We start from the raw sequence: 24,690 nt of genomic DNA, 5'->3' as shown, positions 1-24,690 counted from the left end.
ATTTAAAAAGCTCAAAAGCTAAATTTTGAGCTTTTTAGTACTAATTACCTTTATATCTCAAATTAAATAATCTTTTTTCCTCTGCTCTAAATTCATCTTGATTACTCCAATTTATTCCAGATATATCTATTGTAAACTTAGGATAAGTATTACAATACTCGATACTTTCAGCTGTCAATTCAAAACCATGTTTTAAGAAATAATCACTTGCATCTCTTTTAAGTATTCTTGTCACATAAACTGCTAATTTACTTCCTGTATCCTCTATCGATTCAGTACTTATCTTTTGCATATATTGATGCATCTTTACTATAAAGTCATTATCTCCATAATAGGCTCTAAATTTAAACCAAAATGCTAAAACATCAAAAACACCCATTTTATTTATTGGATCATTTTTATCTGAGATATCTATCATGTTATTCGCTGTTCTAATCCCCTTAGTAAACTCAGCCATACACTCTTCAGCATACCAATTATTAGTTACTTCACCAAATAGATTCATATGATAGTTGTTTACATCCATCTCATGTCCAATCTCATGTCCAACTACCCAAGAGTTTGCAAATCTAGTAAGGCTACTATTTAATACATCGTGACTACCACCAGAATAAGCTGTATAGCCTCCACCTAGACCTCCACCTGCGTGTGGATTACTATGTCTAGACCCTACCCACATCAATCTTTTATAAGGTATCGAGTTATTGAAATGCTCGTCTTTATTATCTAAATAGTATAAAAAGTCTATAAATTCATCGGCTAATTCAACCATTTTTGTTAGCTTTCCTTTAGGTATATTTTTTAGTATCCAATCGTATCTAACAACACCTATAAAATTTCTTCCTTCTATATAAGCTAAATTTGAATTATATACTGTCACATTTTCATCTTCATCTGTTATCTCTTCTACTTTAACTTCGTTTTGAGGCTTATCATATAGCTCGTCCTCTGAAGTATATCCATATCTATATATTAAGGCATCCTCTTTATCTAACGAGTAAACTTCAATCTCTTCTACTCTACTTCCTGTCACCACCATTTGACCTGTTTGGTCTCCCATATTGATAATATTTAAACCCTTTTGAACTCTGAAAGAAAACTCAGATCTTGGACCATTTTCTCTTATAACTATATGGGCATCTATAGATTTATTAGCTACAAAAACATAATCTTTGTTTGAATGAAGATAGTATGGTGTTAAACATAAATCTCCAGTTGTATTAGTTTTTAATGGATTAAAGTAATCTTGGATTGAGTTTTTTATACTTTTTATTTTGTAACTTTTAAATGGTGAAACTCTTTTATTCTTTAAAATAACCTCAGCTATATATAATTTAACTCTAAGCTCTTTATCTTGAATAACTTTTGCTTTTAAATTTTCAACAACTCTTAAAGTAATATTTTTTTTCAATGTTCTTAACATTACCTTATCTTCAAACAGGTTATTAATCTCGTCTTCAAGTCTATTATAGACTTTGAAAGATACGTGATTTAATACAACAATACCTGCATAAGCTTCCTCTATTCTAAAACAAACCTCTTTAACTAATGTCGGATTGAATGCAAATACATTCTCTCCAGAGAAAGGAGACGATGTGTTATAGTCAACTAAAACTTTCCATTCAGAATCTGAGTTTTCTTTATATAAAAGTTTGGCTCTATTAATTTTTCCATTATTTCCATTTCCATGTCTACAGTAATATTTAAACTCATCTATTACCTTCTTTTCATCAAATATAAAGATAATATCTCCTAAACCATTTGATTGGAAATATGTATTTATATCTCCATCTAACATATTTTGAATAGATATTGTTTCTCCACACTTCGATTCAACTGAGATATTTTCAATTGGATAGTATCTATAGATATCATTTAGGTTATAATATAAACTTTGATCTAAACTACCCTTTTGAATGCTATTTATTTTATATTTTTCATATTCATCTAAGTAAATAGAAACCTCTATATTTTTTCCTACAACCTCAGAAAACTCTATTTTTAAACTGTTTGATTGTTTTTGTATAACTATATCTTTTATTTCTACAACTGCATTTGAAGTTGTTTCATATTTTAATTTTATACAATACAGATAATCTAACTCTTCATCTAATAAAACATCTATACTTTTAAAAATTGAAATCTTATCGTTCTTTAAATTAGCTACTACAGGATTTAATCTTTCTAAATATAAATCTTTAGCTTTTTGAACTCTAATTTTATAACTTTCTGTTACTAGACATCTTTCTTCTAAGGCCAAAATATCTTCAAATTGAATAGATTCTCTTAGAATTGTCTCCTCAGAATCTTCAAATAAATCCTTTATATCATCATTTAACGTATTGTATATAAATAGTTCTAGCTCATTCATTAAAACCCATTTATTAACTGAGTCCTCAACTCTCAAACAAACCTCATCCGTTAAGTATGGTGTATTTTTAGTCTCTAACCATTCATTTTTATAGCCTTCAACTGTTTTACTTCCAAATTCAAGCCAAGGGTTATTTAAATCTGCTGTTTTTACTAAAACTTTAAATCTATTTATAAGACCTGATGTATTTGATCTAAAACTCAAGAGTCTCAAAGAGTCAATTAAATACTCTTTTTCTAACTTTATTTTTAGTTCGAAATAATCATTATATGGTGTACTATGGAATTGATTTTCTAAATTTCCATCGTATAAGTTTATTAATGGATAAGATGTATTCTCTGTTGTTGGAGTTAAAATTGCATTTGCTAAGTCAAACTTTGTATTAATATCTTCATTTATTGCAAACTCTTTAGTGCTATACATATTTGTTTCAACTGAGTAGATTCTTTCAGCTCCATAAATTAAAATCTGAGCTTTTGATGTCATAATTTTAGGAATCTCTAGACTCACTCTTGCATCATCCCTTTTTATTTCAGCACGAGCAACAAGAGTATTTCCTAAAACATCTTCATATTCAATTTCAGCTTTTAGAATTCTTTCTTCACATAAAAATTCAACTTTATCAAAAATAGTTTTATTTAGTAAATCTATCTCAAATATCTCTGGCAATAAACCATCGATATAAAGAGTTTTAGCTTTTTGAACCCTTTTTATATACTCCTCTGTTATAAGGATTTTTTCTAAATCTTCAATCTCTTCTAAAGTGACATTTTCTCTTAATATAGTTTCATTCTCATCTAAAAATAGGTTAGATATTCTCTCCTCTATTAAGTTAAATTTAAATACATCCATCTCACTTATGTAAATAAAATTATTATGTCCATTTGTTACCCTTATACATATCTCTGAAGCTAACACTGGCTTAAATTTAGCCTCTCTATTCACTCCAGATTCCTCTGTTAACTGTTCGAATACCTTCTTCCAATTCTCTTCACTTTTTGTTTTATATAAAACTTCATAAGCTTTTATTCTTCCATTATAAGATGATCTCGTTTTAAGATTAACTCTATCGATTACAAAGAGGTCTCCTAGCTCTAATTGGAAGTCTCCGTACTCTCCTGTTCCATATTTTGTATAGTCTGCACTGTGGTAGTTTGTATTCTCATCGCCATCAATCGCTTTAGCAGGAGATTCATTTGAATATTGTCCACATAAAGATTTTGCAGTCATTATACCTTTATCTAATCTTACATCAATATCCTCAGAGGCATAATAATCATCTTGTGAAATACTCAAAACTTCAACGTTTGAAATATCATCTAGTGTCACTTCTCCAAATATATTTAATTCAAATTCAGAAGCGTAGAACTTTTCAAAAGTAAATGCTAAAATCTGTTTATCCTCAACTTTTGATATCTCTTCTGAAGTTTTTTCATAACCATATTCATCTATCCATTTAACTAAACACTTTAAAACTCTTCCGACTGAATTAAATCTAAGCGATGATATAACACTTCTAGTTGCTAAATTTACAGAATACTTTACTGGTAGCAACGAATCAATATATAAACTTTTAGCTTTATTAAATAATTCTATATACTCTTGTGTTGCTCCTAATAGCCTTTCTATTAAATCAAGTTCAGCAATACTTACGCCCTCTCTTAAAACTTCACACTCTGCATCTTGGAATAAATCCTTAAGTTTTTTTTCTAATGTATTGTGCTTGAAAAATTCAGTTTCATATATAATTACATGATCATCGTTTGATTTAGTTACTCTAATGCAGATATCCGAAACTAAAATTGGATTTATCTTTACATTTCTCCAATTACCACTCACACCTTCATTTATCGACTCTGCAATCTCAATCCACTCTTCGTTCGATCTCTCTTTGTAAAGAACTTTATAATTATCAATTCTTCCTAAAGAGTTCGCTCTTGTTAAAATATGAATTCTATCCATTACAACAGGGTTTAAAAAATTAAAGTATACATCTCCATGACCCATTGAAGTATATGATTCACTATGGAAGTTTGTACTTTCATCTCCATCAACAGCTCTTTGAGCAATTAAGTGAGCATATGTTCCACATCCTGATGTCGCTATAATCGTATTTTTATCAACTCTACTATCTATATCACTTTCTAAATAGTAGTCATCTTGGTGCAATTCAATTTCTGATATTTCAATAGTTGAAGAAGCTTCAACCCCATATATATTAAAATCTATATTTTTTGAATAGAACTTTTCAAAAGTAACAATACCATCTAAAATATTATCACTTTGTAAACTTTTTCTATTCCCATAAGAATCTTCATAATTTATAATAACTCTATAAATTGGATCCATTGATTTTATTTCAAACTTTTCAAAGACTTTAAAATTTTCTGATTCGTAGCTTATTGTTATTGGCATTATTTTCTCCAGTAAGATATTTTTGGCAATGAAAAGTTTTTCTAAATATTCCGAAGTAACAGTAGTTCTATCTAAAAGTTTTTCGACACTCTCCATTGTTACTTCTGGTTTTAAAGCTGTATAGGTATTATCTGTAAATAAATTTTCAATCTCTACACTTAAATAGTTAAACATAAAAATTTCAAACTCATCTTCTGAAATCTCAATTTTAGTAGAACTTCTAAGACATATTGACTTAGCCATTATTGGATGAATTTTTAATGTATCATCTATCTCTATATTAGTTAGAGGAATCCAATCTTGTCCTTCACCAGGAGTATAAAAAATCTCTAAATCAGAAATATTTTTTAATAACTTTACTCTATCAATTATTCTACTCTCTTTTAAATTAAGAATAACTTCATTATTTGTATTTTGAATAACTTCTAAATCGTTTTTAGAAATTCTTGTATCTATATCATCTTGAGCGTAGTATGGTTTTATATCTGTTAAAACAGGGGTTACATTTATTATTGAAGCTTCTGTTTCTGGAATTTTAACCTTTACATCATTTGTTAAAACTGCATCAAGCTCCCACTCCTGAATATTTCCCATCGTTCTTACCAATCTAGCTTTTAAAGTCACTTTATTTCCAATAAAATCCTCAAAATCTACATTTAAATCTGAAGGAAATATATTATTTTGTGATTCTAATATCAAATTTTTTATAATCGAATTTGAACTTAATTTTAAATTAAATGTATTTCCACTTGGAGCATTTCCATTTCTAATAAAAGTTAATTCTAAGCTCATATTTCCTCCTAAGCTTTTCCTATTTGATTTGCTTTATAATTTGCATTAATTATTTTTATCTCATCTTCTATAAATGTCTTATAATTTACAAAACTTATATCATTTAAATTTAATCCAATTTCTGGATAAGAGCCACAGTATTGTAGCGTTTCATTTGTCAAAGTATAACCTGCTGCTACAAAATATTTTGAAGTATCTCTTTCTAAAATTTCAGTAACCCATTTAACCATTGTATTTATTGCTGTTTCATTCTCATTAAATCCAATTTTTTGAACTTTTTTGAAGATTCTTGTTATAAAACGATTTGTATCTGAAAATAATCTTAATTTCAGCCAAATAGCTTTCTTTTCATCTTCTGGAATTCCTAAAACTCTTGAATATCTAAACTCCAACTCTTTTGCTAATATTAAAGTTAGAGCTTCATAAATATCCTCTGGAAAATAACTTTTTAATACTAACTCTTTAGATATAACTCTACAGAAATTTGGATTTGCTAAACTTTCTATATTTTTACAAAACATTAGATTAGGTACCCCAGAGAAAGAAGTATAACTTCCCACTTCAGAAAGATCTTGTTTTATAACTCTGTCTACAAGATTTCCTTCATATATAAATCTCTTAGTCGGTGTTTCATAAAAATATTCGTTTCTATTTATTAAGAAGTATGTATAATCTAAAATTGTATCTAAATTCTCTATCCCTTGAATAAAATCAAAATTACTAAAATTTTCTTTTAGCCATTTTAAATTTAAATAGGCTACAAAGTTTTTACCTTCTATATACGCTTTTGATGACAGCTCATTTTTTTGAAGAAAATCCTCATATCTATCTTTACCTAGAGTAAAATATGTTGCACTTAAGGCGTTATAAACAACTAAGTTTAAATCCTCTAATAATTCATCTACAAACATATCTCCATAAATATCTTTAGAATATATTAAATTAAATCCAGACTTTATCTCTATTATCTTTTTAGTCTCTCCAACAATATCATCTTTTATATAAATTTTTAAATCCGAACTTGAAATAATCACAATCTCATTTTTAAGAGTTAAAGTTAAACCTAAGTGTCTCAAACATCCACTAGGCTCTATTTTCAAAGTTTCTGAAAATTCTTCTGAGGATATATTATACTTAAGAAGTTTTATATTTTTTTTAGTAGTATTATTTTTATTTAACCATAAAAACTTTCCTAAATTTAAAATATTTTCAAAATGAGTATTTCCTAAATATTTCTCCTTTAAAGAAGCTATTTCGAATAAGTTTATATCTGTTTTAATTCCTGTACACTCTAAGTCATAGAAAACTTGAAGTAAATCTGATTCAGCTTCAGTTGATGAATATATTTTTATATCGTTCATAACTATCCAATTTCCATAACTTCTATGGACTCTTATACATATCTCAGAAGCTAATATATCTTCAAAATTTGCTTCTCTCCAACCGTTAATTGTTTCAACTTCAGATTTAAAAACCGAAATCCATTCTGCGTCAAAACTTCTATTTTTATATAAAACTTCGTATTGTTCTATACGACCATTTCCTTGAGATGGATGTCTTGTCAAAAATTCAATTTTGTTTATTGATCTAGATGTTTCAAACTTAAAATAAACATCTCCATATCCACCTGTTTGGAATTGATTAGAGTGAAATAAAGTATCTTCACTATCATCTAAAATTAAAGCTGGAATATTAGTTGAATATGTTGAGATATTTGAAGATGCTGTAATTAGACTGTTATCTATAAGAGTAATCTCTCTGTTGTTTTTAATCATTATTTTATCTCCTCTCCTAAATTTAACTAGACTGAAAGGGGAGTTACCTCCCCTTTCTTAGTTTTATATATTATCTTCTAGCAAGTCTGTTTAAGTAGTTTAATCTTAAAGAGTTTGCTTTAAATTTATCAAATATTACTGATGTTAATAAGTGATCTGCTTGATATAATGATGGGTAAGCTGATGTAGCTGACGAACCGTGCATATCGATTCCGTAGTCATCCATTGCGATATCCCACGAGATTACTCCCGCTAAGTTGTTATCAATTATCCATTGACACTTAGTTTCTGCTGATCTCTCATCTTCAAATGTATAGAAGATTCCTGCTTTCTCATTGTATAAGTAAGGAACTTGTGCTGCTTCATCATAGTAGTAGTTGAAGTCTGCTCCGATTAGAGTTGTTCCTGCATGAGGATTAGCCGGTCCATTCATATCTAGTGTTCTTACAGATACATTTTCACCTTTTATTAATTTATTTAAGTGGTGTAGAGGTAAAACTCCTGCTCCTCTTCCTCCATCCATTGTTCCTGGAGCTGAACATCCTTTAGTTCCATTGCTTGCAGCATCAATATTTGTTTCAACAAATAATCCTGGCATGCTTGTTGGCCATCCTGATGTTGGCTTGAAGATTCCTGACCAACCTCTTGAATAGAATGGTGTTCCTATTGTTATCTTATTAACAGGTACTCCATAAGTTGTTGTTACAAACTTTATTAAATCGCTTATTGCCATAGCATTTCCATTTGGATTTGTTTCTACTGATGGCTCAGATGGATTTTGGAATAAGTATGATTGGTGGTTTGTTATTGAATCAAACGCTCCATGTACATCATAAGTCATGTAACTAATGAAGTCACAAGTTGGATGCCATACTCCGATTCCACTCTTTAATATATGATTCTTTCCTGATACGATAGCACATGATAAGAAGTAGTATTTTCCATCCTCTTCTCCAGCTTTATCTAATGCAACTCTTAACGCTTGCATTAAGTTTGTGAATAAGAACTCTTCATCATCTGCTGCTCTTGGAGATCCTAAATCGTTTGGACTATCTACTAAATCTCCATCTCTTCTGTTACAAGGGAATTCCCAGTCGATATCTATTCCAACCATATTGAACTCTCTAATAAAGTCAATACATCTTTGTACGAAGTGTGCTATATTGTTTGGTTGAGCTGCATCTCTAAAGAATGCTGATCTTGACCATCCTCCTAATGAAGCGATTGGCTTAACATATGGATATTTTCTAGACATTTCGTTATACTCAGTCATAAATGCATTTGTTCCACCATAAGCTGAGAACGCTGCACCTGGATCAAATATATTTGGAGATACCTTTAAGCTTGTTCCAATTGGAGCATCTGCTGCTGATCTCTTTAAATGAGATATATCATCTTTATCTGTGAAGAAATTTCCAGTGTAATCAGGAATTACATCTACGAATGCATATTGCATATGAGAGATTTTGTTCCATGGAGAAATTTTTGGAGTATATTTTCTTCCTCCCCATTTCCCCCACTCTGGAGTATAAGTTATGTGCATTTTTTCCATAGGAGTTCCTAAACCTTCTACTTTAGTTATATCCATTGGCTCTAAATGTGCATTAGGTGCTGTTCCTGCTGAATCCATCATGTGGTTTCCTGGACAGTTAATAGCTGCTTCTTCTGAAGTAGATAACATTGTCCAAGGTGACCAGTCACCGTTTGTTTTAGGAGAATCTCCTTTTGAAGCCCATCCACTGTGTTTGAAATGGAATCCTTGGTAGAATACAATTTTACCAGTTGCTGATCCATATTCAATTTCTGGGTTCCACTCTGGGTAGTTACAGTATTTTACTCCTCCATCTGGAGTTGCAATTTCAATATTTCCAGTTGTACTCTTATAGTAAACTACAACTTTATCATTTGTCTTTTCATCTCTTACATAAGTAACTTTATAAACAAACTTTAAATCCTTATTTGATGGGAACTTAGAAGTTGATACAACATTTTTAGCTGATCCTTTGTTTCCTGCAGCATAAGTTGTATCTAATACCTCTGAAAGTTGACCATCTAAATAAACAGCTAATCTGCTATCGATAATTCCCCAAGTATTGTTTAATGTTATTTCATAGTTTCCGTTACTGTTTACAGTATGTGCCCATAAGTTTGAGTATGGTAAAGTTGCTGGGAACTCTCCATCTACTGGTGGTGGAACAACAACCTCTTCTTCGATTACTACTGTGTTTGACATGATTTGCTTGAACTTATCTGCCCAGTAGTACTTAGCTAAGAAGTGGTAGCTTCCTGGCTCAGTTGATGTAAAGTTTGCTGTAACTGATGCAGAGTTTGTAGTTACTTTTTCTACTCTTGTATTATTTTTGTATAATTCATACTCTACAGAAGTTATTAAGTAGTCGTTTTCAGCAGTTAATAACTCTCCTACTAACTTTTTATTTAAGTTTTGTAAAATAGCTTTTATTACAACTGGCTCTAATTCAGGCTCTATTGGAGGAATAACACCATCGTGATCACACTCTCCTAATAGTCTTAAAATCTTTTGAACTAATAGCTTGAAAGATAAGTACTCCTCTAACTTTGTAACTCTAGTTAAGTTTAAAACAAAGTTATTCATTTGTTCAATTAGTGAATCTAACTCTTCACACTCTACTCCGTTGTGAGTCTCTGAGTATTTTGCATTTATGTAATTAACCTTCTCTATTGTGTTATTATATATTTTTTGAAATTCTTGTTCTCTATCTACAATAGGAAATAAATCATTATTCATTCTTTTCATTTGTAACTTTATCCTCCATCAGTAAATTTTTTATTTAAACATTTTATATGACTGTTCAAGATTTGCTTGATAAGTTGATGTTTCTTTATTAAAATTTGTATGCTTTTCTAAAAACGTAGATAATCTAGAAATCTCTTTTGATAACTTTATTAAATCGTTTTCAAACTCTTGGAACCTTTTTAAAAGATTCGCTGTCTTCGTAAAATCTGTACTGCTTTCTTCTAACTTAGAAAGTGTAATCTCAACTGATATTAATTTTGAAGATAATTCTGAAAAGCTTTCTCTAAATGCATTATTAAAGTTTTCATTTCTTTTCAGAGCTTCAACATATTCTGTTTTAATTTGTAAGTATTTCTCTTGGTAATACTCACATTTTTCTTCATATTCCTTATTTATAGCAATTAGATTAGCAATCTCTTTCTTTAGCTCTTTATTTTTTCTATTAAAGAACATTCTATCTCCTTCCATTATAAAAATATCCCAACTACAATATTTAACTTATCATCATTTAACATAATAGTTTTAAATTCTTTTTTTAATTTTTAAAATAATTTTTGAATTATATTTTCATATTTTTTCTTCAGTTTCGATTTTTTTATCTAAACTTTTATGAAAATATAATACAGTTTTTATCGAAAATAATCAACTATATTTTTTAAAAAAATTTTTTTATTACGAAGATTTTTATTAACAAGACTATACTATACAAGGGTTTATGCATTATTTAATCCTTATAAAAAATATTTTGATTTGAAATTTCATAATTCTTATGCTACTATAGATTAACTTATCATTTAAACTTAAATGTTTCTGAAATATTTTTTCTTTTTTACAAAAATTAAAAAAATAAATTTTAAAAAAATTATAAATTATAAAAATCGTGAACTAAAACTATTCGTAAGATTAAAAAAATAGGAGGTTTTTTATTTTGAACTCTAATAACGAACTAGATTTTCAAGTTAGTGACTTAAAAACTAAAATTTCATCTCTGTTTGATAAATTTAAAACTCTTCAAACAAGTATGAACGTAATTATGGATATTGTATCTTCAAATCCAGAATATAATATAACAAAAAATAAATTGGAAGCTTTAGTTGGATTAGCTAATAACCTAAACAGCACTAATAGCATCAATGAGTTTTATGAAATAAAAGCTTTAGCTTATGATGTTGAAAAAATGATTTTCGACTTAGAGCATATCATTGAAGGTAATGAAACAGAAACTCCTGATCCTGAAGTTCCTGAAATCATTGTACCTGAAATTAAAACAGCTTTATTAACAGATACTGGAGTTACTTTAATCGGAACTCTAAAAGATATTGTTGATCCTGAAATAAGATTAAACAATATTGAATACAGATTATATAAAGAAACTTCAACTGGAAATACTCAGATATCTCAAGCATCTACATCTGATTCTCTATTTAATGTAGATTTCAAATTTAGAGAAGCTGGAAGTTTCCATTTTGTAGCAACATACTACTATGACGCTGCTAATGAAACTGTTTTAAGCAAGTCTATTAAATCAAATACAGTAACTGTTCAATTAGTAGATAAAGAAGTACCAACTATATGTTGCGCTGCTTTAACAAACTTTGGAAATACTCCTAAAGGATTATTAACTAAAATTATTGATTTAGATTCTGCTATAACTGAAGTTACTTATACTTTAAAAAATACAAACAATGTTACTATTGAAACAGTTGTTAAAAACAATCCATTTGATCACATTGAGTTTGCTGATGTTGCTGAAGGAAATTATTTCTTTAACTGTAACTGTACATATAACTTAGGATCAAGAACTGGTGCGATTTTATTAAACTCTAATATTATCAACATCAAAGGAGATATTGTAGATCCTAACCCTACACCGGATCCAGAACCAAATCCTGATCCAAACCCAAACCCTAATCCTACACCAGTAACAAAATGGCCAAGAGCAATCTTTGCACCATTTGTTGATGCTGCTAGAGATGATATCAACTTCAAGTTTGCTTTAGCTGACAAGTCAAAAGTAACAGGAGTTCAATTCTATAATTTAGGATTTATAACTGCTGATACTAACAATAATCCAGCTTGGGCAGGAAATTTATCTTTACCTGGGAACAAGGGAACTAACGCTGGATTAATGCAAGATATCGAAAGATTAAGATCTATGGGTGGAGATGTTTGTATATCATTTGGTGGACTTAACGGACCATACCTAAACGAAACTATTACTGATATCCAAGATTTAAAAAATAAATATAAATCTATTATCGATGCTTGGGACTTAAAAAGAGTCGATTTCGATATGGAGCATAATAGCACTGTTGGAAATGCAACTTGCGATGCAAACAAAAGAAATCACCAAGCTATAAAACTTTTACAAAATGAATTAAATGCTGAAGGAAGATACGTTGGTATCTGGTTTACACTTCCTGTTATGCCTTACGGATTAAACCAAAACGAGTTACTTCTTTTAGATGATGCTATAAAGGCAGGAGTAGAAATTGAAGGAGTTAACGTTATGGCTATGTGTTACGGAGCCGCTTACGCTGGAAATATGGCTGAGCAATCTATATCTGCTATGACAAATTTACACTCTCAATTAAAAACTCTTTACAACAACAACGGAATTATAAAAACTGACGACGAGCTTTGGGCTATGGTTGGTATCTGTCCTGAGATTGGAATAAACGATACTGGTGCTTTCAATACATTCTACTTAGCTGACGTTGCTCCTGTTGTAGAGTTCTGTAAAACAAAAAATGTTGGTATGATTACTTTCTGGTCTGCTAACAGAGATAAAGCAAACAATGGTTCTGAAGTAAATGGGCCTGATTCAACTGGACTAGCACAAGAAGAATTAGCATTCTCAAAAGCTTTCCAAGTTTATAACAACATCAATCCTAACGTAAATAACCTTATTCCTTCACAAGATTGTGGAGTTCATAACGGAGTTCCTGTTTGGCATCAGTCAATTTCTTATCCAAATGGAAATACAAAAGTTTACTACGAAGGAAAATACTATGTTAACGGTTGGTATGTTTCTGCATGGGATAATCCACCAACTTCAAATGAAGCATGGAAAGAAACTGCACTATAATTTTTAAACAAGGAGTGTGTAATGAATACTTTAGAAATACAAAGCATTAAATCGCATTTTTCAAATGTTTTAAGCCACTATAACAATTTAAAGAAAAAATTTGTTGATTCTTCTAGTGAGCTTGAATCTTTAAATATACAATTAATTGAACTAAAAAATAAAATGAACAACTTAACAATGGAGTCTTCTATCATTTATTTCTTCGAAGTAAAAGAGTTACTTGCTGCTGTTGAGAAAACAATCTTTGATTTAGATATCGAAATTGAAAACCCACCAGTGGATCCAAATCCTGATCCAGAACCTGAAGTAATACTTCCAACTATCGGAAGTGTTGAATTAAGCACAGCTGATAAAAAAGCTACTGTTGTTTCTAAATCAATTTCTGATATTCAAGGAAGACTTACTCAAGTTACATATAACTTAAAGACTTCTGTTAGAAATGTAATCGAACAAAGAACTACAACTACACCAACTACACCTGTTACATTCAACAGTATTTTAACAGCTGGAGATTATGTTGTAGAAGCTATATACTCATACACAGGAGCTAACTCATTAGAGCAAATTACAAAGCACTCTAATATAGCTACTATTAAAGAGGATGTTATTGTTCCTCCTCCATCAACTGATGCTATTGCAACATTAAAACTTACTTCAAGTCAATCTTGGGGAACTGGATTTAGTGCTGATTTAGAGTTAATCTCTCATACAACAGAGAACTTTGGTGGAAACTGGGAATTAAGTTTTGACTCTCCTGTTTCTAGCCTTTCTCAGTGGCAAATAAATGCTTCTAAAGTTGGAAATAGAATGGTTATAACTTCTGGAAGTGATTGGTCAGGAGCTCCTAACTTTAACTTAGGACCAAATGGTAGTTTTAAAGTAGCTGGAATAAACGGAAACGGATCTCCGTTCGATAATAAAGTGGCATCTAATGCAACTTTAAACGGACAACCTGTTACTCTTATAATCAATGGAGAGATTATTGGTGGAGGAACTACTCCAGATCCAGAACCAAATCCTGATCCAGAAACTCCAAAAGTTTCTTTCCCTGATAGATTACCTATCTTAGGATCAACTGAAGTTGGAACAATATACTTAAATGGAGATGAATCTGCTGTTTTAGGAACTGTTTCTGTTCCTCATACTAATATTCACTCTGAATATGCAATCTATGTAAATGGATTTAAATCATCATTAAAGCCGGTTGAGCTAACAAGAAGATCTTCAATGTTAAATGTTAATATAGCTGTAGCAATACTTCCACTATTAACTGGAAACAATGATGTACAATTAGTATTTGCTGGTGTAGGAGAAACTACAGTAACTTACTTCACAACAAATACATTAACTATAAAGAAAGAGTCTACAGGAACTTCTAAGAAATCTCTTATTGGTTACTGGTCATCGTGGGGAGGAAATGCTGGAGCAACTAGATATATCGATTTAGAAGCAGTTCCTACTGAGTATGATACAATAGTAGTATCGTTTATCGAGCATTCAAATGACTATTTAACTCCTCAATTCGATCCAGAAGCAAGTGGACAAGTTACAAAAGCTGAATTCAAAAATAAAGTTGCTAGAATGAAAGCTAAAGGGCACAATGTTATAATCGCTGTTGGAGGACAAAACGGTGTATTCCATTTAGAATCTGCAAGTGATAAAAAAATATTTGTAGATGGAGTTATTAAAATTATTGAAGAGTATGGATTTAACGGATTTGACGTTGACTTAGAAGGTCAAAGTGCTCAAAATGGAACTAGCCATGTTGTAGATGCAATACAAGAGATTGTTGAATACTTCAGAGCTAAAGATCCTAATTTCATATACTCAATGGCTCCAGAAGTTGCTTACTTAATAAGTGAAGGATTTGGAAGATTATATGTTGATTTAATCAAACAAACAAAACACTTAATAACAACAATTCACCCTCAATACTATAACGCACCTGGAACAGCAATATATGCATTTGATGGAAGCGGACCAGTTGAATGTAGAGATCAAGCTAGATTCATTCCTGAATTCACTGAAGCATTAATAAAAGGTCACGATGGACCAGCTTGGGGAGAACCTCAATCTATGATATTCCCAATTGGACCAATTCCTGAAGAGATGTTAGCGATTGGATTACCAGCTGGACTGGGAGCTGCAGGAACTGGAGCTATCAATGAGATGAATGTATTCACTAATGCTTGGAGAGAAGTTCAAAGAAGAGGATATGAAAATGTAAAAGGATTCATGACTTGGAGTATCGACTGGGATGAATACCATAACTGGCAATTTAAAAATGCTATAGCTCCTCTTATTAAATAGTGATTTAATATGAAGAAATTAAGAATTTTATCTATTGATGGAGGAGGAGTAAAGGGTGTTGTTCCCGCTATAATCTGCGAATACTTAGAGAATGAAATTTCTAAAAAAGTTAACCGTAAAGTATTTCTTCATGAATACTTTGATTTAATAGTTGGAACAAGTACAGGAGGAATCCTAGGTGCTCTTTATACCTCTCCAAATTATCATACTGCACAAGAGATTGTGCAACTTTACAAAAACTGTGGAGATAAAATTTTTAACAAAAATATAATTCGAAGGGTTTCATCGTTTGGTGGAATCCTTCGTCCTAAATACTCCACAAAAGCCTTAGAAGAGCTATCAGAGTCTCTTTTCGGGGATATAAACTTAAGTGACACTATAAAACCCTTTATGACAACTTCTTATGATCTTATTAGAGCTAAGGAGATTTTTTTCGATAGTTTAAACGCTAAAAGAAAACCTTTAAAAAACTTTAAATTAAAAGATGTTGTTATAGCTACATCTTCTGCTCCTGTTTATTTCAACGCTAAAAGACTTATCTCATTAAATAATGATGTATATAACTGTATTGATGGAGGAATATTTGCAAACAATCCAGCTCTTATAGCATATGCAGAAGCAAGAAATATAGATTTTAAAAAGCATCTTAAGGATAATAAACCATCATTTCCTGGGTCGGATGATATGATTTTAATATCACTTGGTACAGGTCATAAAGAGGGATATAAAAATTATGAACATCTAAAAACTAAAGGTGGAGCAAAGTGGGTTATGCCTATAATAGATATTCTATTTGCAGCTCAATCAAACACTGATGACTTTATTTTAAGAAAGATATTTGATTCTTCTAAAAATAAATGGAATTATTATAGAATAAATCCGAGATTATATAAAGGTTCTTTAGAGTTAGATAATAAATCAGAAGGTAATATAGAAAAGCTTTGTGATGATGCTCACGAGTTTATAAAAAGAAATAAAGATAAGTTGGACGATATCATTCTTCAACTGATTTTAAATGATTAAAAGCTACTAGAAATTGGTGGCTTTTTTATTTTACAGAAATTTTTATAAATAAAAAAAACTCTTTTTACAGAGTTTCAAATTTCATATGGTGCCTAGAAAAGGATTCGAACCTTCGACCGCCCGGGTATGAACCGGGTGCTCTAGCCAACTGAGCTATCTAGGCAAATGGCTGGGGTGGCTGGATTCGAACCAACGCATGACGGAGTCAAAGTCCGTTGCCTTACCGCTTGGCGACACCCCAATAAATGGTCGGAATAGCAAGATTCGAACTTGCGGCCCCCTGCTCCCAAGGCAGGTGCGCTACCGGACTGCGCTATATTCCGAACTATTTTGTTTTTGTAACTCGCTCTCGCTCGCCACATAATTATAGTATCATAATTTTCAAACATTGTCAACAAAGTTTTTTATTTTTTTATATTTTTTTATTTATGATATAATCTACAGTAGAGGAATTTAAAAGAAAATATGGAGGAAAACTATGAAAAAATTAATTTCTTGGAATGTAAACGGTTTAAGAGCTGTACTTCAAAAAAACTTTTTAGAATACTTTAACGAGGTAAATGCTGACGCTCTTTGTTTACAAGAGATAAAATTACAAGAGGGGCAAACAGATTTTTCCCCAGAAGGATACCATTGCTACTGGAACTATGCTGAAAAGAAAGGATACTCAGGAACAGCAATTTTTACAAAAGAGAAACCATTGTCAGTGGCTTACGATATAGGAATAGAGCACCACGATAAAGAGGGAAGAGTTATCACTCTTGAGTTTGAAAATTACTATCTTGTAAACGTTTATACTCCTAACTCTCAAACTGAACTTGCTAGACTTGATTATAGAATGAGTTGGGAAGATGATTTTAGAAACTACCTTTTAGAGTTAGATTCTAAAAAGCCTGTTGTTTTATGTGGAGATTTAAATGTTGCTCACACTGAGATAGATTTAAAAAATCCAAAATCAAATAGAAAAAATGCTGGGTTTACTGATGAAGAAAGAGCAAAGTTCACTCAACTATTAGAAAGTGGTTTTGTTGATAGCTTTAGATATCTTCATCCAGATATCACAGATGTATATTCGTGGTGGTCGTATAGATTCAGTGCTAGAAAAAATAATGCAGGATGGAGAATAGATTATTTTGTAGTTTCTAACAAAATAAAAGAAAATATTAAAGAAGCGAATATCCACACTGAAACTCTAGGTTCTGACCACTGTCCTGTCGAACTTATTTTAGATATTTAATATTATATTTTTTAAAAGGATTTCTACTTTTTTTTGGTAAATGAGTTTACAAAGCAAAGCTTTTTAAAAGTTTCTATTAAAATGGGGGATGATCTCTATGTTTCGTGACTCTTATAGCAAAAATAAGTTTCTAATCACTATTGAAGGAATGAGTGCAAATACCTTATCTTTAGGAATACAAGGGTTTGCACTTACTGCTTTAACTCTTTACTTTCAATGTAAACCCTTTTGGATATCACTTATAACAACCTTACCTCTAGGGCTTCAACTTCTTCAAATCTTTTTAGGAACATACTATAAATTTTTCAAAACTAAAAAACAAGCGCTGCTTTTTAGTGCTGCGGCTGCTAGAATTCCAATGTGTTTTCTTTTTTTTATTGTCTTATTTAACAAAACTGATTACCGCTATCTCGTTGGAATAGTTTTTATCTACTCTTTTTTCTCTGCTTTTCTAAGCGGAATTTGGACGAGCTCTGTTGGAGATATTATAAAAAAAGAGGAGCGTGGACTCTTCTTCTCTAAACGTTTTACTTTGATATCTATATCTACAGTTTTCTTTTCATATACAGTATCAAAAGCTCTAAACTACAGTCCTGGAAAAAATAGTATTCTTGTTCTTACCTTTATAATTGCTGTTGCTGCAATAACAACTTTGGTCCTTCTATATTTTCATGATATTCCCGATTTCTCTGAAAAGCAACGAGAGTTTTCCATAAAAAAACCTTTAAAAGATAGTAATTTTCTTAATTTTTTATCTTTTATAGCTATGTGGAACTTCTCAATAGAGTTCACAAAACCATACTTCTATTATTTTGCTGTTGTGGATTTAAATGCTTCATATAATATTTTAGGATTATCTACATCTTTAACCGCTATTCTTTCTATATTTACATTCTTTATCTATGGAAAGCTTGTAGAACGAATTGGATATAAAAAGTTATTATCTTTTGGAATAGGTGTCTCTAGTTACGTCGTTATATTTTACTTTTTAATGACAAAAGAAACTGTAAATAGTTTAATTATGTTAGATGCTATTGGAACTGCTATTGGTTGGTCTGCAATAAATCTATCTGTCTTCAGTTTATTGCTTGAATTATCCTCTCCAGACAGAGACTCTTACACCGCTGCCTATTCTCTCTCTGTAGGTGTTTTAGGCCTAAGTGGTGCATTCTTAGGAGGGTATTTGGCTAACTTCTTACAGGGAAAAACTATTATGATTTTTGGAGACTCTTATGCTGGTTTAAAACTTATGTTCTTCATCAGTTTATTTTTAAGATTTTATTGTATGTTATTACTAACTAAAGTTAGAGCTTATCAAAAAAATCTTTATTATCCAGGAATATACCCTTCTATCGTTTACCTTTTAAGAAGTAGAAGATAAATAATTGAAGTTACAAAAAAGAGACCCTTACACAAAGCTTATCGCTATGTAAAAGGTCTCTTTTATTATTTATTTCCTTTTAAACAAAACTCCTCAAAATGTGGAAGTGTTAAACACCAGTCACAGAAGTTACCCCAGTCTTCTTTCAACTTATGGTATCTTCTTTGAAGATATATTGTTTTTAATTGTAAGTACGATGTTGTTACTCTCATAGTTTGCTCTAATCCCATTGGACAGTTAGAGATAATCTTCATATAGATTTCATATTTTGTATAAATTTTTCCATCTACTTCAACCTCTTTTTGATCCTTTTCAAAAGCATTGAATATCTCAATCCATCTATTTAAATTTTCAATCACAACGTCATCCACATATTCGTTACAAGATGTTTTTAAATCCATTTTTGTAAGTCTGTGCATCTTTGAAGTTGAAGAAACTATATCAGCAAAATGATATCTTTGAAACTGTGGTGTCCAGTAGTTTGGATAAGTTATATCAAACTGAACTATAATTCCTTTTAAGAAGTTATCATGTCCTGTTCCAGTTGGTACATTTCCTAATTTCCCAGCTCTTTTATAATCTTTCTCCTCTAAACCTGGAGTTTCATCCCACTCCTCTATCGACTCAGCTATCATAGGATATCCACTAGCTATTAAACTTTCATCTAAACCATAAACTCTATCATTAAATATTTTTAACATGTCTAACCTCCTTAAAACTTTCTCTAAAGATTATAACATATTTTATATTTTAATTTAATGAATTATTTTAATTTAAAAAAATTAATGAAGTATATTCATAAACAATGTTATTATTCCAGCGTTAAAGAAATCTATAAATAATCCACCTACTATTGGAATTACAAAAAATGCCTTTGGTGATGGGAAATATTTAGCGGTTAAAGCCTCCATGTTCGCTAAGGCTTTAGGCGTTGTTCCGAAACCACATCCACAATGTCCACTTGTCATAACAACAGCATCATAATCTTTTCCAGTTAGTCTAAATGTTATGAAGTAAGCAAACATTCCAATCAATACTGTTTGAGCCACCAACATTATAACTAATGGTAGTGCTAATCCTTGAAGTTCCCAAAGTTTAAAAGTCATAAGAGTCATTGATAAAAATATCGTCAGAGTAAATCCACCAATAATATTTATAATATCTAAATGTACATCATATGCTCCACTAAAATCAGAGATATTTCTTATTAAAGCTGCTGCAAACATAGCACCTATATACGATGGTAAAACAACCCCTGCACCAGATAAAAAGTTCGAGATTAAACTTCCAATACCCATAGCTATTATAATTTGGAAAGAAGCTGTTGAAACATGCTTAGGGTCTAAAGGTGTCTTTTTCTCATCTTCAGAATCATAAACTCCACCTGTTTCTCTTTTCTCTAATAAATTATGTTTTTTTATCAATCTATTAGCCAGTGGTCCAGAGATTAAACTTCCAACTATTAGTGCATAAGTTGCTGTAGCCATAGCTACAACTGTTGCTCCTTCTGCTCCATAACTCTCAAGGATTGGTGCAAATGCACCAGCCGTTCCAGGTCCACCTGTTGTTGACATAGAACCCGTAGCCAAACCTATTAAAGGGTTTAAATTTAAAATTCCTGCTAATCCCACTCCCAGTACGTTTTGAGCTATCGCTAATCCTACAGAAGCCATTAAAAACATAAATACTGGCATTCCAGCTTTTTTTAATAACTTTAAACTTGCAGAATATCCTACAGTTGTAAAGAATGCAATCATAAAAAGATTTCTTAAAGAGTCTTCAAATATAAAGTTGAACATCCCTGTTTTATAACCAATAAATGTTATTATTGAGAAAGCCGTTCCACCTGTTACTGATTCTGGAATACAATTTTCCTTTAAAAATTTGAATGTGTGATTTAAAAATTTACCTATATACAATACAACAACTGCCATTGCTATAGTTTGAATTGTTGATAACTCTATCGTCATCTAGTACCTCCTTTTAATGTTTGTAAATTGTGTGTGTATTTCGATTGTAGCACCATTTTGTTCTTTTTTAAAATAGAATATATCAATATATCAAACAATAAACTATTCAATATATTGATATCAGATTTATTTTATAAATCTTTTAATGTCTCCACAGATTTTTTTATAAGTTCTATAAAAGCTTCTCTATTAATCTCATTTAGAACTAGTGCATTTTTTTCTTTTCCGAGCTTATTACGATAATCTATAATAGTCTCACCATAAGTAAACTCTCCTCTTAACTCTGTTCCTAAAAATACATCTACTCCTTTGAACATTTCTGGTTCTAAAAGATAAGCTATAGTGCATGGATCGTGCATCGGAACTTCTGAAACTTTATAAAACTCTTTATAGAAGTCTAGCGCATTTTTTATAGCTCCATGTGCAACTTCAGAAGCGAATCCTCCTATTTCTCTTATCTCTGCTAACTCTTTTTCTGTTACAAAAGCTTTCATCGTCACATCTAATGGACAAAGTACAATATCTACTCCAGATTTAAATACAATATCTGCTGCTTCAGCATCTACGTAGATATTAAACTCTGCTGCTGGAGTTACATTTCCTCCTATTGCTGACCCGCCCATTATTACAAACTTTTCTATTTTTTCTTTTAATTCTGGATAAGCTATTAAAAATACCGCTATATTAGTCATTGGACCAGTTATAACTATAGTTATTTTCTCATCACTTTCTTTTAAAGTTTTAGCTAAAAATTCAACAGCGTTTAACTCTTCTAGTTTTTTTCCACTCTCTGGAATAACCACAGAACCAAGTCCAGTTTCCCCATGAACTTCTGGTGCCGTAACTATAGTTTTAAACATAGGTTTTTCACAACCTTTTGCTACTTTTATTTCTGGTCTAAAAGCCCCTACTAATTTTCTAGCATTTTCAGTCGTGTTATTTATATGCACGTTCCCCGCTGACACTGTAACACCTTTAATATCTAGACTAGTGTTTGCAAATGCTAAAAGTAAGGCAATTGTGTCATCACAACCTGGATCACAATCAATTATTATTGGTAATTTTTTCATTTTATCCTCCCTAAAAAATTTAAAATTTTTATAAATTATATCATAAAAAAATATTTTTAAGCTAGATTTTTTTTTTATAACATGCTATGATGTAGAGTCAGGAAGTGCTCTGACGAATATAAAAAAATTGAAGGAGTGAGTCATGAAAATAGGTTTTGATCACAATAAATATCTAGAGGAACAATCGAAATATATCCTAGAAAGAGTTAATAATTTTGACAAATTATATCTTGAGTTTGGTGGTAAACTGTTATTTGACTTACATGCAAAAAGAGTTTTACCGGGATTCGACGAAAATGCTAAAATTAAACTACTTCAAAAACTTAAAGAGAAAGTTGAAGTTATAATCTGTGTTTATGCAGGAGACATCGAAAGAAATAAAATCAGAGGAGACTTTGGTATTACATATGATATGGATGTATTCAGATTAATTGATGATTTAAGAGAACGTGAACTTGAAGTAAATAGTGTTGTTATCACTAGATATGACGACCAACCATCTACATCTCTTTTCATTACAAAGTTAGAGAGAAGAGGAATTAAAGTTTATCAGCATAGAGCTACAAAAGGATATCCTACAGATGTAGATACAATCGTTAGTGAAGAAGGATACGGAAAAAATCCTTATATTGAAACAACTAAGCCAATCGTTGTTGTTACTGCTCCAGGACCTGGAAGCGGAAAATTAGCTACTTGTTTAAGCCAACTTTACCATGAAAACAAAAGAGGAAACGCTGTTGGTTACTCAAAGTTTGAGACTTTCCCTGTTTGGAACGTACCATTAAAGCATCCATTAAATATAGCTTATGAAGCTGCAACTGTAGATTTAAAAGATGTTAATATGATTGACTCATTCCATCTTGAAGCATATGGTGAAACTGCAGTTAACTATAACAGAGATATTGAAGCTTTCCCTGTTTTAAAAAGAATAATAGAAAAAATTACAAATAAAGAATCTATCTATAAATCACCAACTGATATGGGTGTTAATAGAGTAGGATTTGGAATTATCGATGATGAAGTTGTTAAAGAAGCTTCTAAACAAGAGATCATCAGAAGATATTTCAAAACTGGATGTGAATATAAAAAAGGATATGTTGATAAAGAAACATTCCAAAGAGCTAAACTTATAATGGAAGAGTTAGGGTTAAAAGAATCTGATAGAAAAGTGGTTACTGCTGCTAGAGAACACTTAGACAAGCAAAAAGCTTGTGATACAACTGAACTATTATCATCAGTTGCAATGGAACTTACTACTGGATTAATCTTAACTGGTAAGAAATCTAATGTTTTAGATTCTTCATCTGCTGTTTTAATCAACGCTCTTAAAGCTATAGCTGGAATCAATGATAATATCCATTTAATATCTCCGACTATAATTGAAGATATTACAAAATTAAAGAAAACTACATTACAAAGTAAAAATGTAGGTTTAGACTGTGAAGAGATGTTAATTGCACTTACTATATCAGCTGCAACTAACCCAATGGCACAAGCTGCCCTTGATCAACTTCCTACATTAAAAGGAGCTCAACTTCACTCAACTACAATACTTGGAAAAGGTGACGAGCAAACTCTTAGAAAATTAGGTGTTGACGTAACTTGTGATCCTGTATTCCCAACTGAAAACCTATACTATAACGAGTAATTAATATATAAAGCTGAGGAAATTTTAAAATCTCCTCAGCTTTTTTCTTTTTTATATAATTATCCTATAAAAATTGGAACTCTTGCTTTTTCGATTATTTCAACACCCATACGTTTAGTTATTTTTTCAAAGAAAAATGATTTACTTAAATTTCCCATCACAATAAAATCAAACTCATTCATTCTATCAAAAAATTCCTCTTTTGTATTAAACTGCTGGTTATACATCTCTACTTTTACTTCGATACCTTTTCTTTCTAATAAATCTAAGATATTATTTTCCTCATGCTTATAGTTCCAGCTTAAAAGAGTTACTTTTTTTATCTCTGGGAAATCTTTAACGAAATTTTTTACACTCTTATTTATTTTTATTCCATCATCTGATATAATTACAACATTTTCAAATTTTGAGGCACTTTTATTTACAACTATTACAGGTTTGTAAACAACTTTTAATATTTCTAAAAAATCTTCATCTAAATACTCTGTCTCCTCAAGCATAATAAAATCTACTTTTTTTAAATATTCTTGGATTATCTCTTTATTTAAGCCGATATCCACAATTAATTCCTCTTTTATTCCCTCTTTTATTAAAATCTCTTTTAAATCCTGAATATACTCATCTTCATACTCTTTCAGTATATCCATAGTCATACTTGGACTTAAAAATGTTACTCCTGTTGGAACCTTCAACTCTTTTACATAAAGAGGTAAAATTTCAAAACCAAATCTCTTCTTTAATGACTTATAATTTTCTATTGCTAACTTCGCATCGTTATAATATTTAAATAGCACCAATATCTTATCCATCTAAAAAACCACCTCACATATACAT

At 30.7% G+C, this 24,690-nt stretch carries 14 protein-coding genes and 3 tRNA genes; 6 read left to right on the top strand and 11 right to left on the bottom strand.

Annotated elements, in window-relative coordinates:
• Nucleotides 1-40: 40 nt before the first annotated feature.
• From Q0O83_RS07295 to Q0O83_RS07280, 4 genes are all read right to left on the bottom strand, one after another.
• Nucleotides 41-5,578: a discoidin domain-containing protein gene (locus Q0O83_RS07295; protein WP_294095718.1), complete on the bottom strand. Its 5,538-nt coding sequence runs from the start codon at nucleotides 5,576-5,578 to the stop codon at nucleotides 41-43.
• Nucleotides 5,579-5,586: 8 nt separating this feature from the next.
• Entirely contained in the window at nucleotides 5,587-7,353 is a 1,767-nt protein-coding gene (locus tag Q0O83_RS07290; protein WP_294095716.1) for a hypothetical protein, read from the bottom strand.
• A 70-nt stretch (nucleotides 7,354-7,423) separates the two neighbouring features.
• Nucleotides 7,424-10,129, bottom strand: coding sequence for a glycosyl hydrolase family 18 protein (locus Q0O83_RS07285; protein ID WP_294095715.1), 2,706 nt, complete (start codon nucleotides 10,127-10,129; stop codon nucleotides 7,424-7,426).
• A gap of 30 nt (nucleotides 10,130-10,159) precedes the next feature.
• Complete coding sequence (locus Q0O83_RS07280; protein WP_294095713.1) at nucleotides 10,160-10,582, bottom strand: hypothetical protein; 423 nt, start codon at nucleotides 10,580-10,582, stop codon at nucleotides 10,160-10,162.
• Between the two features lie 475 nt (nucleotides 10,583-11,057).
• Here Q0O83_RS07280 and Q0O83_RS07275 point away from each other — a divergent pair, with 475 nt between their 5' ends.
• Genes Q0O83_RS07275 through Q0O83_RS07265 form a run of 3 tightly spaced genes read left to right on the top strand, consistent with a single transcriptional unit; the run spans nucleotide 11,058 to nucleotide 16,550 of the window.
• Nucleotides 11,058-13,217: a chitinase gene (locus Q0O83_RS07275; protein ID WP_294095708.1), complete on the top strand. Its 2,160-nt coding sequence runs from the start codon at nucleotides 11,058-11,060 to the stop codon at nucleotides 13,215-13,217.
• 21 nt (nucleotides 13,218-13,238) lie between these two features.
• Complete coding sequence (locus tag Q0O83_RS07270; RefSeq protein ID WP_294095705.1) at nucleotides 13,239-15,527, top strand: glycosyl hydrolase family 18 protein; 2,289 nt, start codon at nucleotides 13,239-13,241, stop codon at nucleotides 15,525-15,527.
• A 9-nt stretch (nucleotides 15,528-15,536) separates the two neighbouring features.
• Nucleotides 15,537-16,550: a patatin-like phospholipase family protein gene (locus tag Q0O83_RS07265; protein ID WP_294095703.1), complete on the top strand. Its 1,014-nt coding sequence runs from the start codon at nucleotides 15,537-15,539 to the stop codon at nucleotides 16,548-16,550.
• Between the two features lie 86 nt (nucleotides 16,551-16,636).
• Here Q0O83_RS07265 and Q0O83_RS07260 read toward each other — a convergent pair.
• The 3 genes from Q0O83_RS07260 to Q0O83_RS07250 all read right to left on the bottom strand — a co-directional run bounded on the left by Q0O83_RS07260 (nucleotide 16,637) and on the right by Q0O83_RS07250 (nucleotide 16,873).
• Nucleotides 16,637-16,713 (bottom strand) — tRNA-Met (locus tag Q0O83_RS07260).
• A 3-nt stretch (nucleotides 16,714-16,716) separates the two neighbouring features.
• Nucleotides 16,717-16,791: transfer RNA gene (locus Q0O83_RS07255), tRNA-Gln, on the bottom strand.
• 5 nt (nucleotides 16,792-16,796) lie between these two features.
• Nucleotides 16,797-16,873: transfer RNA gene (locus Q0O83_RS07250), tRNA-Pro, on the bottom strand.
• Nucleotides 16,874-17,028: 155 nt separating this feature from the next.
• Between Q0O83_RS07250 and Q0O83_RS07245 the strand changes: the two genes are divergently transcribed.
• Together Q0O83_RS07245 and Q0O83_RS07240 are read left to right on the top strand one after the other, a co-directional pair.
• Nucleotides 17,029-17,787: an exodeoxyribonuclease III gene (locus Q0O83_RS07245; RefSeq protein ID WP_294095700.1), complete on the top strand. Its 759-nt coding sequence runs from the start codon at nucleotides 17,029-17,031 to the stop codon at nucleotides 17,785-17,787.
• 97 nt (nucleotides 17,788-17,884) lie between these two features.
• Nucleotides 17,885-19,168: an MFS transporter gene (locus tag Q0O83_RS07240; protein WP_294095698.1), complete on the top strand. Its 1,284-nt coding sequence runs from the start codon at nucleotides 17,885-17,887 to the stop codon at nucleotides 19,166-19,168.
• Nucleotides 19,169-19,233: 65 nt separating this feature from the next.
• On the opposite strand, the gene Q0O83_RS07235 is transcribed toward Q0O83_RS07240, so the two are convergent.
• The 3 genes from Q0O83_RS07235 to Q0O83_RS07225 form a co-directional block, all read right to left on the bottom strand.
• Nucleotides 19,234-19,869: a hypothetical protein gene (locus Q0O83_RS07235; RefSeq protein ID WP_294095697.1), complete on the bottom strand. Its 636-nt coding sequence runs from the start codon at nucleotides 19,867-19,869 to the stop codon at nucleotides 19,234-19,236.
• 81 nt (nucleotides 19,870-19,950) lie between these two features.
• On the bottom strand, nucleotides 19,951-21,138 hold the full coding sequence (gltS, locus tag Q0O83_RS07230) for a sodium/glutamate symporter (protein WP_294095695.1): 1,188 nt from the start codon (nucleotides 21,136-21,138) through the stop codon (nucleotides 19,951-19,953).
• A 131-nt stretch (nucleotides 21,139-21,269) separates the two neighbouring features.
• Complete coding sequence (locus tag Q0O83_RS07225; protein ID WP_294095693.1) at nucleotides 21,270-22,208, bottom strand: nucleoside hydrolase; 939 nt, start codon at nucleotides 22,206-22,208, stop codon at nucleotides 21,270-21,272.
• A 142-nt stretch (nucleotides 22,209-22,350) separates the two neighbouring features.
• Between Q0O83_RS07225 and Q0O83_RS07220 the strand changes: the two genes are divergently transcribed.
• Nucleotides 22,351-23,856, top strand: coding sequence for a DUF1846 domain-containing protein (locus Q0O83_RS07220; protein WP_294095691.1), 1,506 nt, complete (start codon nucleotides 22,351-22,353; stop codon nucleotides 23,854-23,856).
• Between the two features lie 59 nt (nucleotides 23,857-23,915).
• On the opposite strand, the gene Q0O83_RS07215 is transcribed toward Q0O83_RS07220, so the two are convergent.
• Nucleotides 23,916-24,665 (bottom strand): hypothetical protein, encoded by a 750-nt coding sequence (locus Q0O83_RS07215; protein ID WP_294095689.1) that lies wholly within the window; start codon nucleotides 24,663-24,665, stop codon nucleotides 23,916-23,918.
• Nucleotides 24,666-24,690 lie beyond the last annotated feature (25 nt).

Origin of the sequence: uncultured Cetobacterium sp., from assembly GCF_945952365.1 — a bacterium.
Classification (GTDB): Bacteria; Fusobacteriota; Fusobacteriia; order Fusobacteriales; family Fusobacteriaceae; genus Cetobacterium_A.
This window is presented reverse-complemented; position numbering and strand designations above follow the sequence as displayed.

Bases quoted from the DNA above. Each gene is read 5' to 3' on its own strand.
- Q0O83_RS07270 (WP_294095705.1), top strand. From the start codon at position 13,239: ATGAATACTTTAGAAATACAAAGCATTAAATCGCATTTTTCAAATGTT.
- Q0O83_RS07285 (WP_294095715.1), bottom strand. From the start codon at position 10,129: ATGAAAAGAATGAATAATGATTTATTTCCTATTGTAGATAGAGAACAA.
- Q0O83_RS07235 (WP_294095697.1), bottom strand. From the start codon at position 19,869: ATGTTAAAAATATTTAATGATAGAGTTTATGGTTTAGATGAAAGTTTA.
- Q0O83_RS07280 (WP_294095713.1), bottom strand. From the start codon at position 10,582: ATGTTCTTTAATAGAAAAAATAAAGAGCTAAAGAAAGAGATTGCTAAT.
- Q0O83_RS07215 (WP_294095689.1), bottom strand. From the start codon at position 24,665: ATGGATAAGATATTGGTGCTATTTAAATATTATAACGATGCGAAGTTA.
- Q0O83_RS07225 (WP_294095693.1), bottom strand. From the start codon at position 22,208: ATGAAAAAATTACCAATAATAATTGATTGTGATCCAGGTTGTGATGAC.
- Q0O83_RS07295 (WP_294095718.1), bottom strand. From the start codon at position 5,578: ATGAGCTTAGAATTAACTTTTATTAGAAATGGAAATGCTCCAAGTGGA.
- gltS (WP_294095695.1), bottom strand. From the start codon at position 21,138: ATGACGATAGAGTTATCAACAATTCAAACTATAGCAATGGCAGTTGTT.
- Q0O83_RS07245 (WP_294095700.1), top strand. From the start codon at position 17,029: ATGAAAAAATTAATTTCTTGGAATGTAAACGGTTTAAGAGCTGTACTT.
- Q0O83_RS07265 (WP_294095703.1), top strand. From the start codon at position 15,537: ATGAAGAAATTAAGAATTTTATCTATTGATGGAGGAGGAGTAAAGGGT.
- Q0O83_RS07290 (WP_294095716.1), bottom strand. From the start codon at position 7,353: ATGATTAAAAACAACAGAGAGATTACTCTTATAGATAACAGTCTAATT.
- Q0O83_RS07240 (WP_294095698.1), top strand. From the start codon at position 17,885: ATGTTTCGTGACTCTTATAGCAAAAATAAGTTTCTAATCACTATTGAA.
- Q0O83_RS07220 (WP_294095691.1), top strand. From the start codon at position 22,351: ATGAAAATAGGTTTTGATCACAATAAATATCTAGAGGAACAATCGAAA.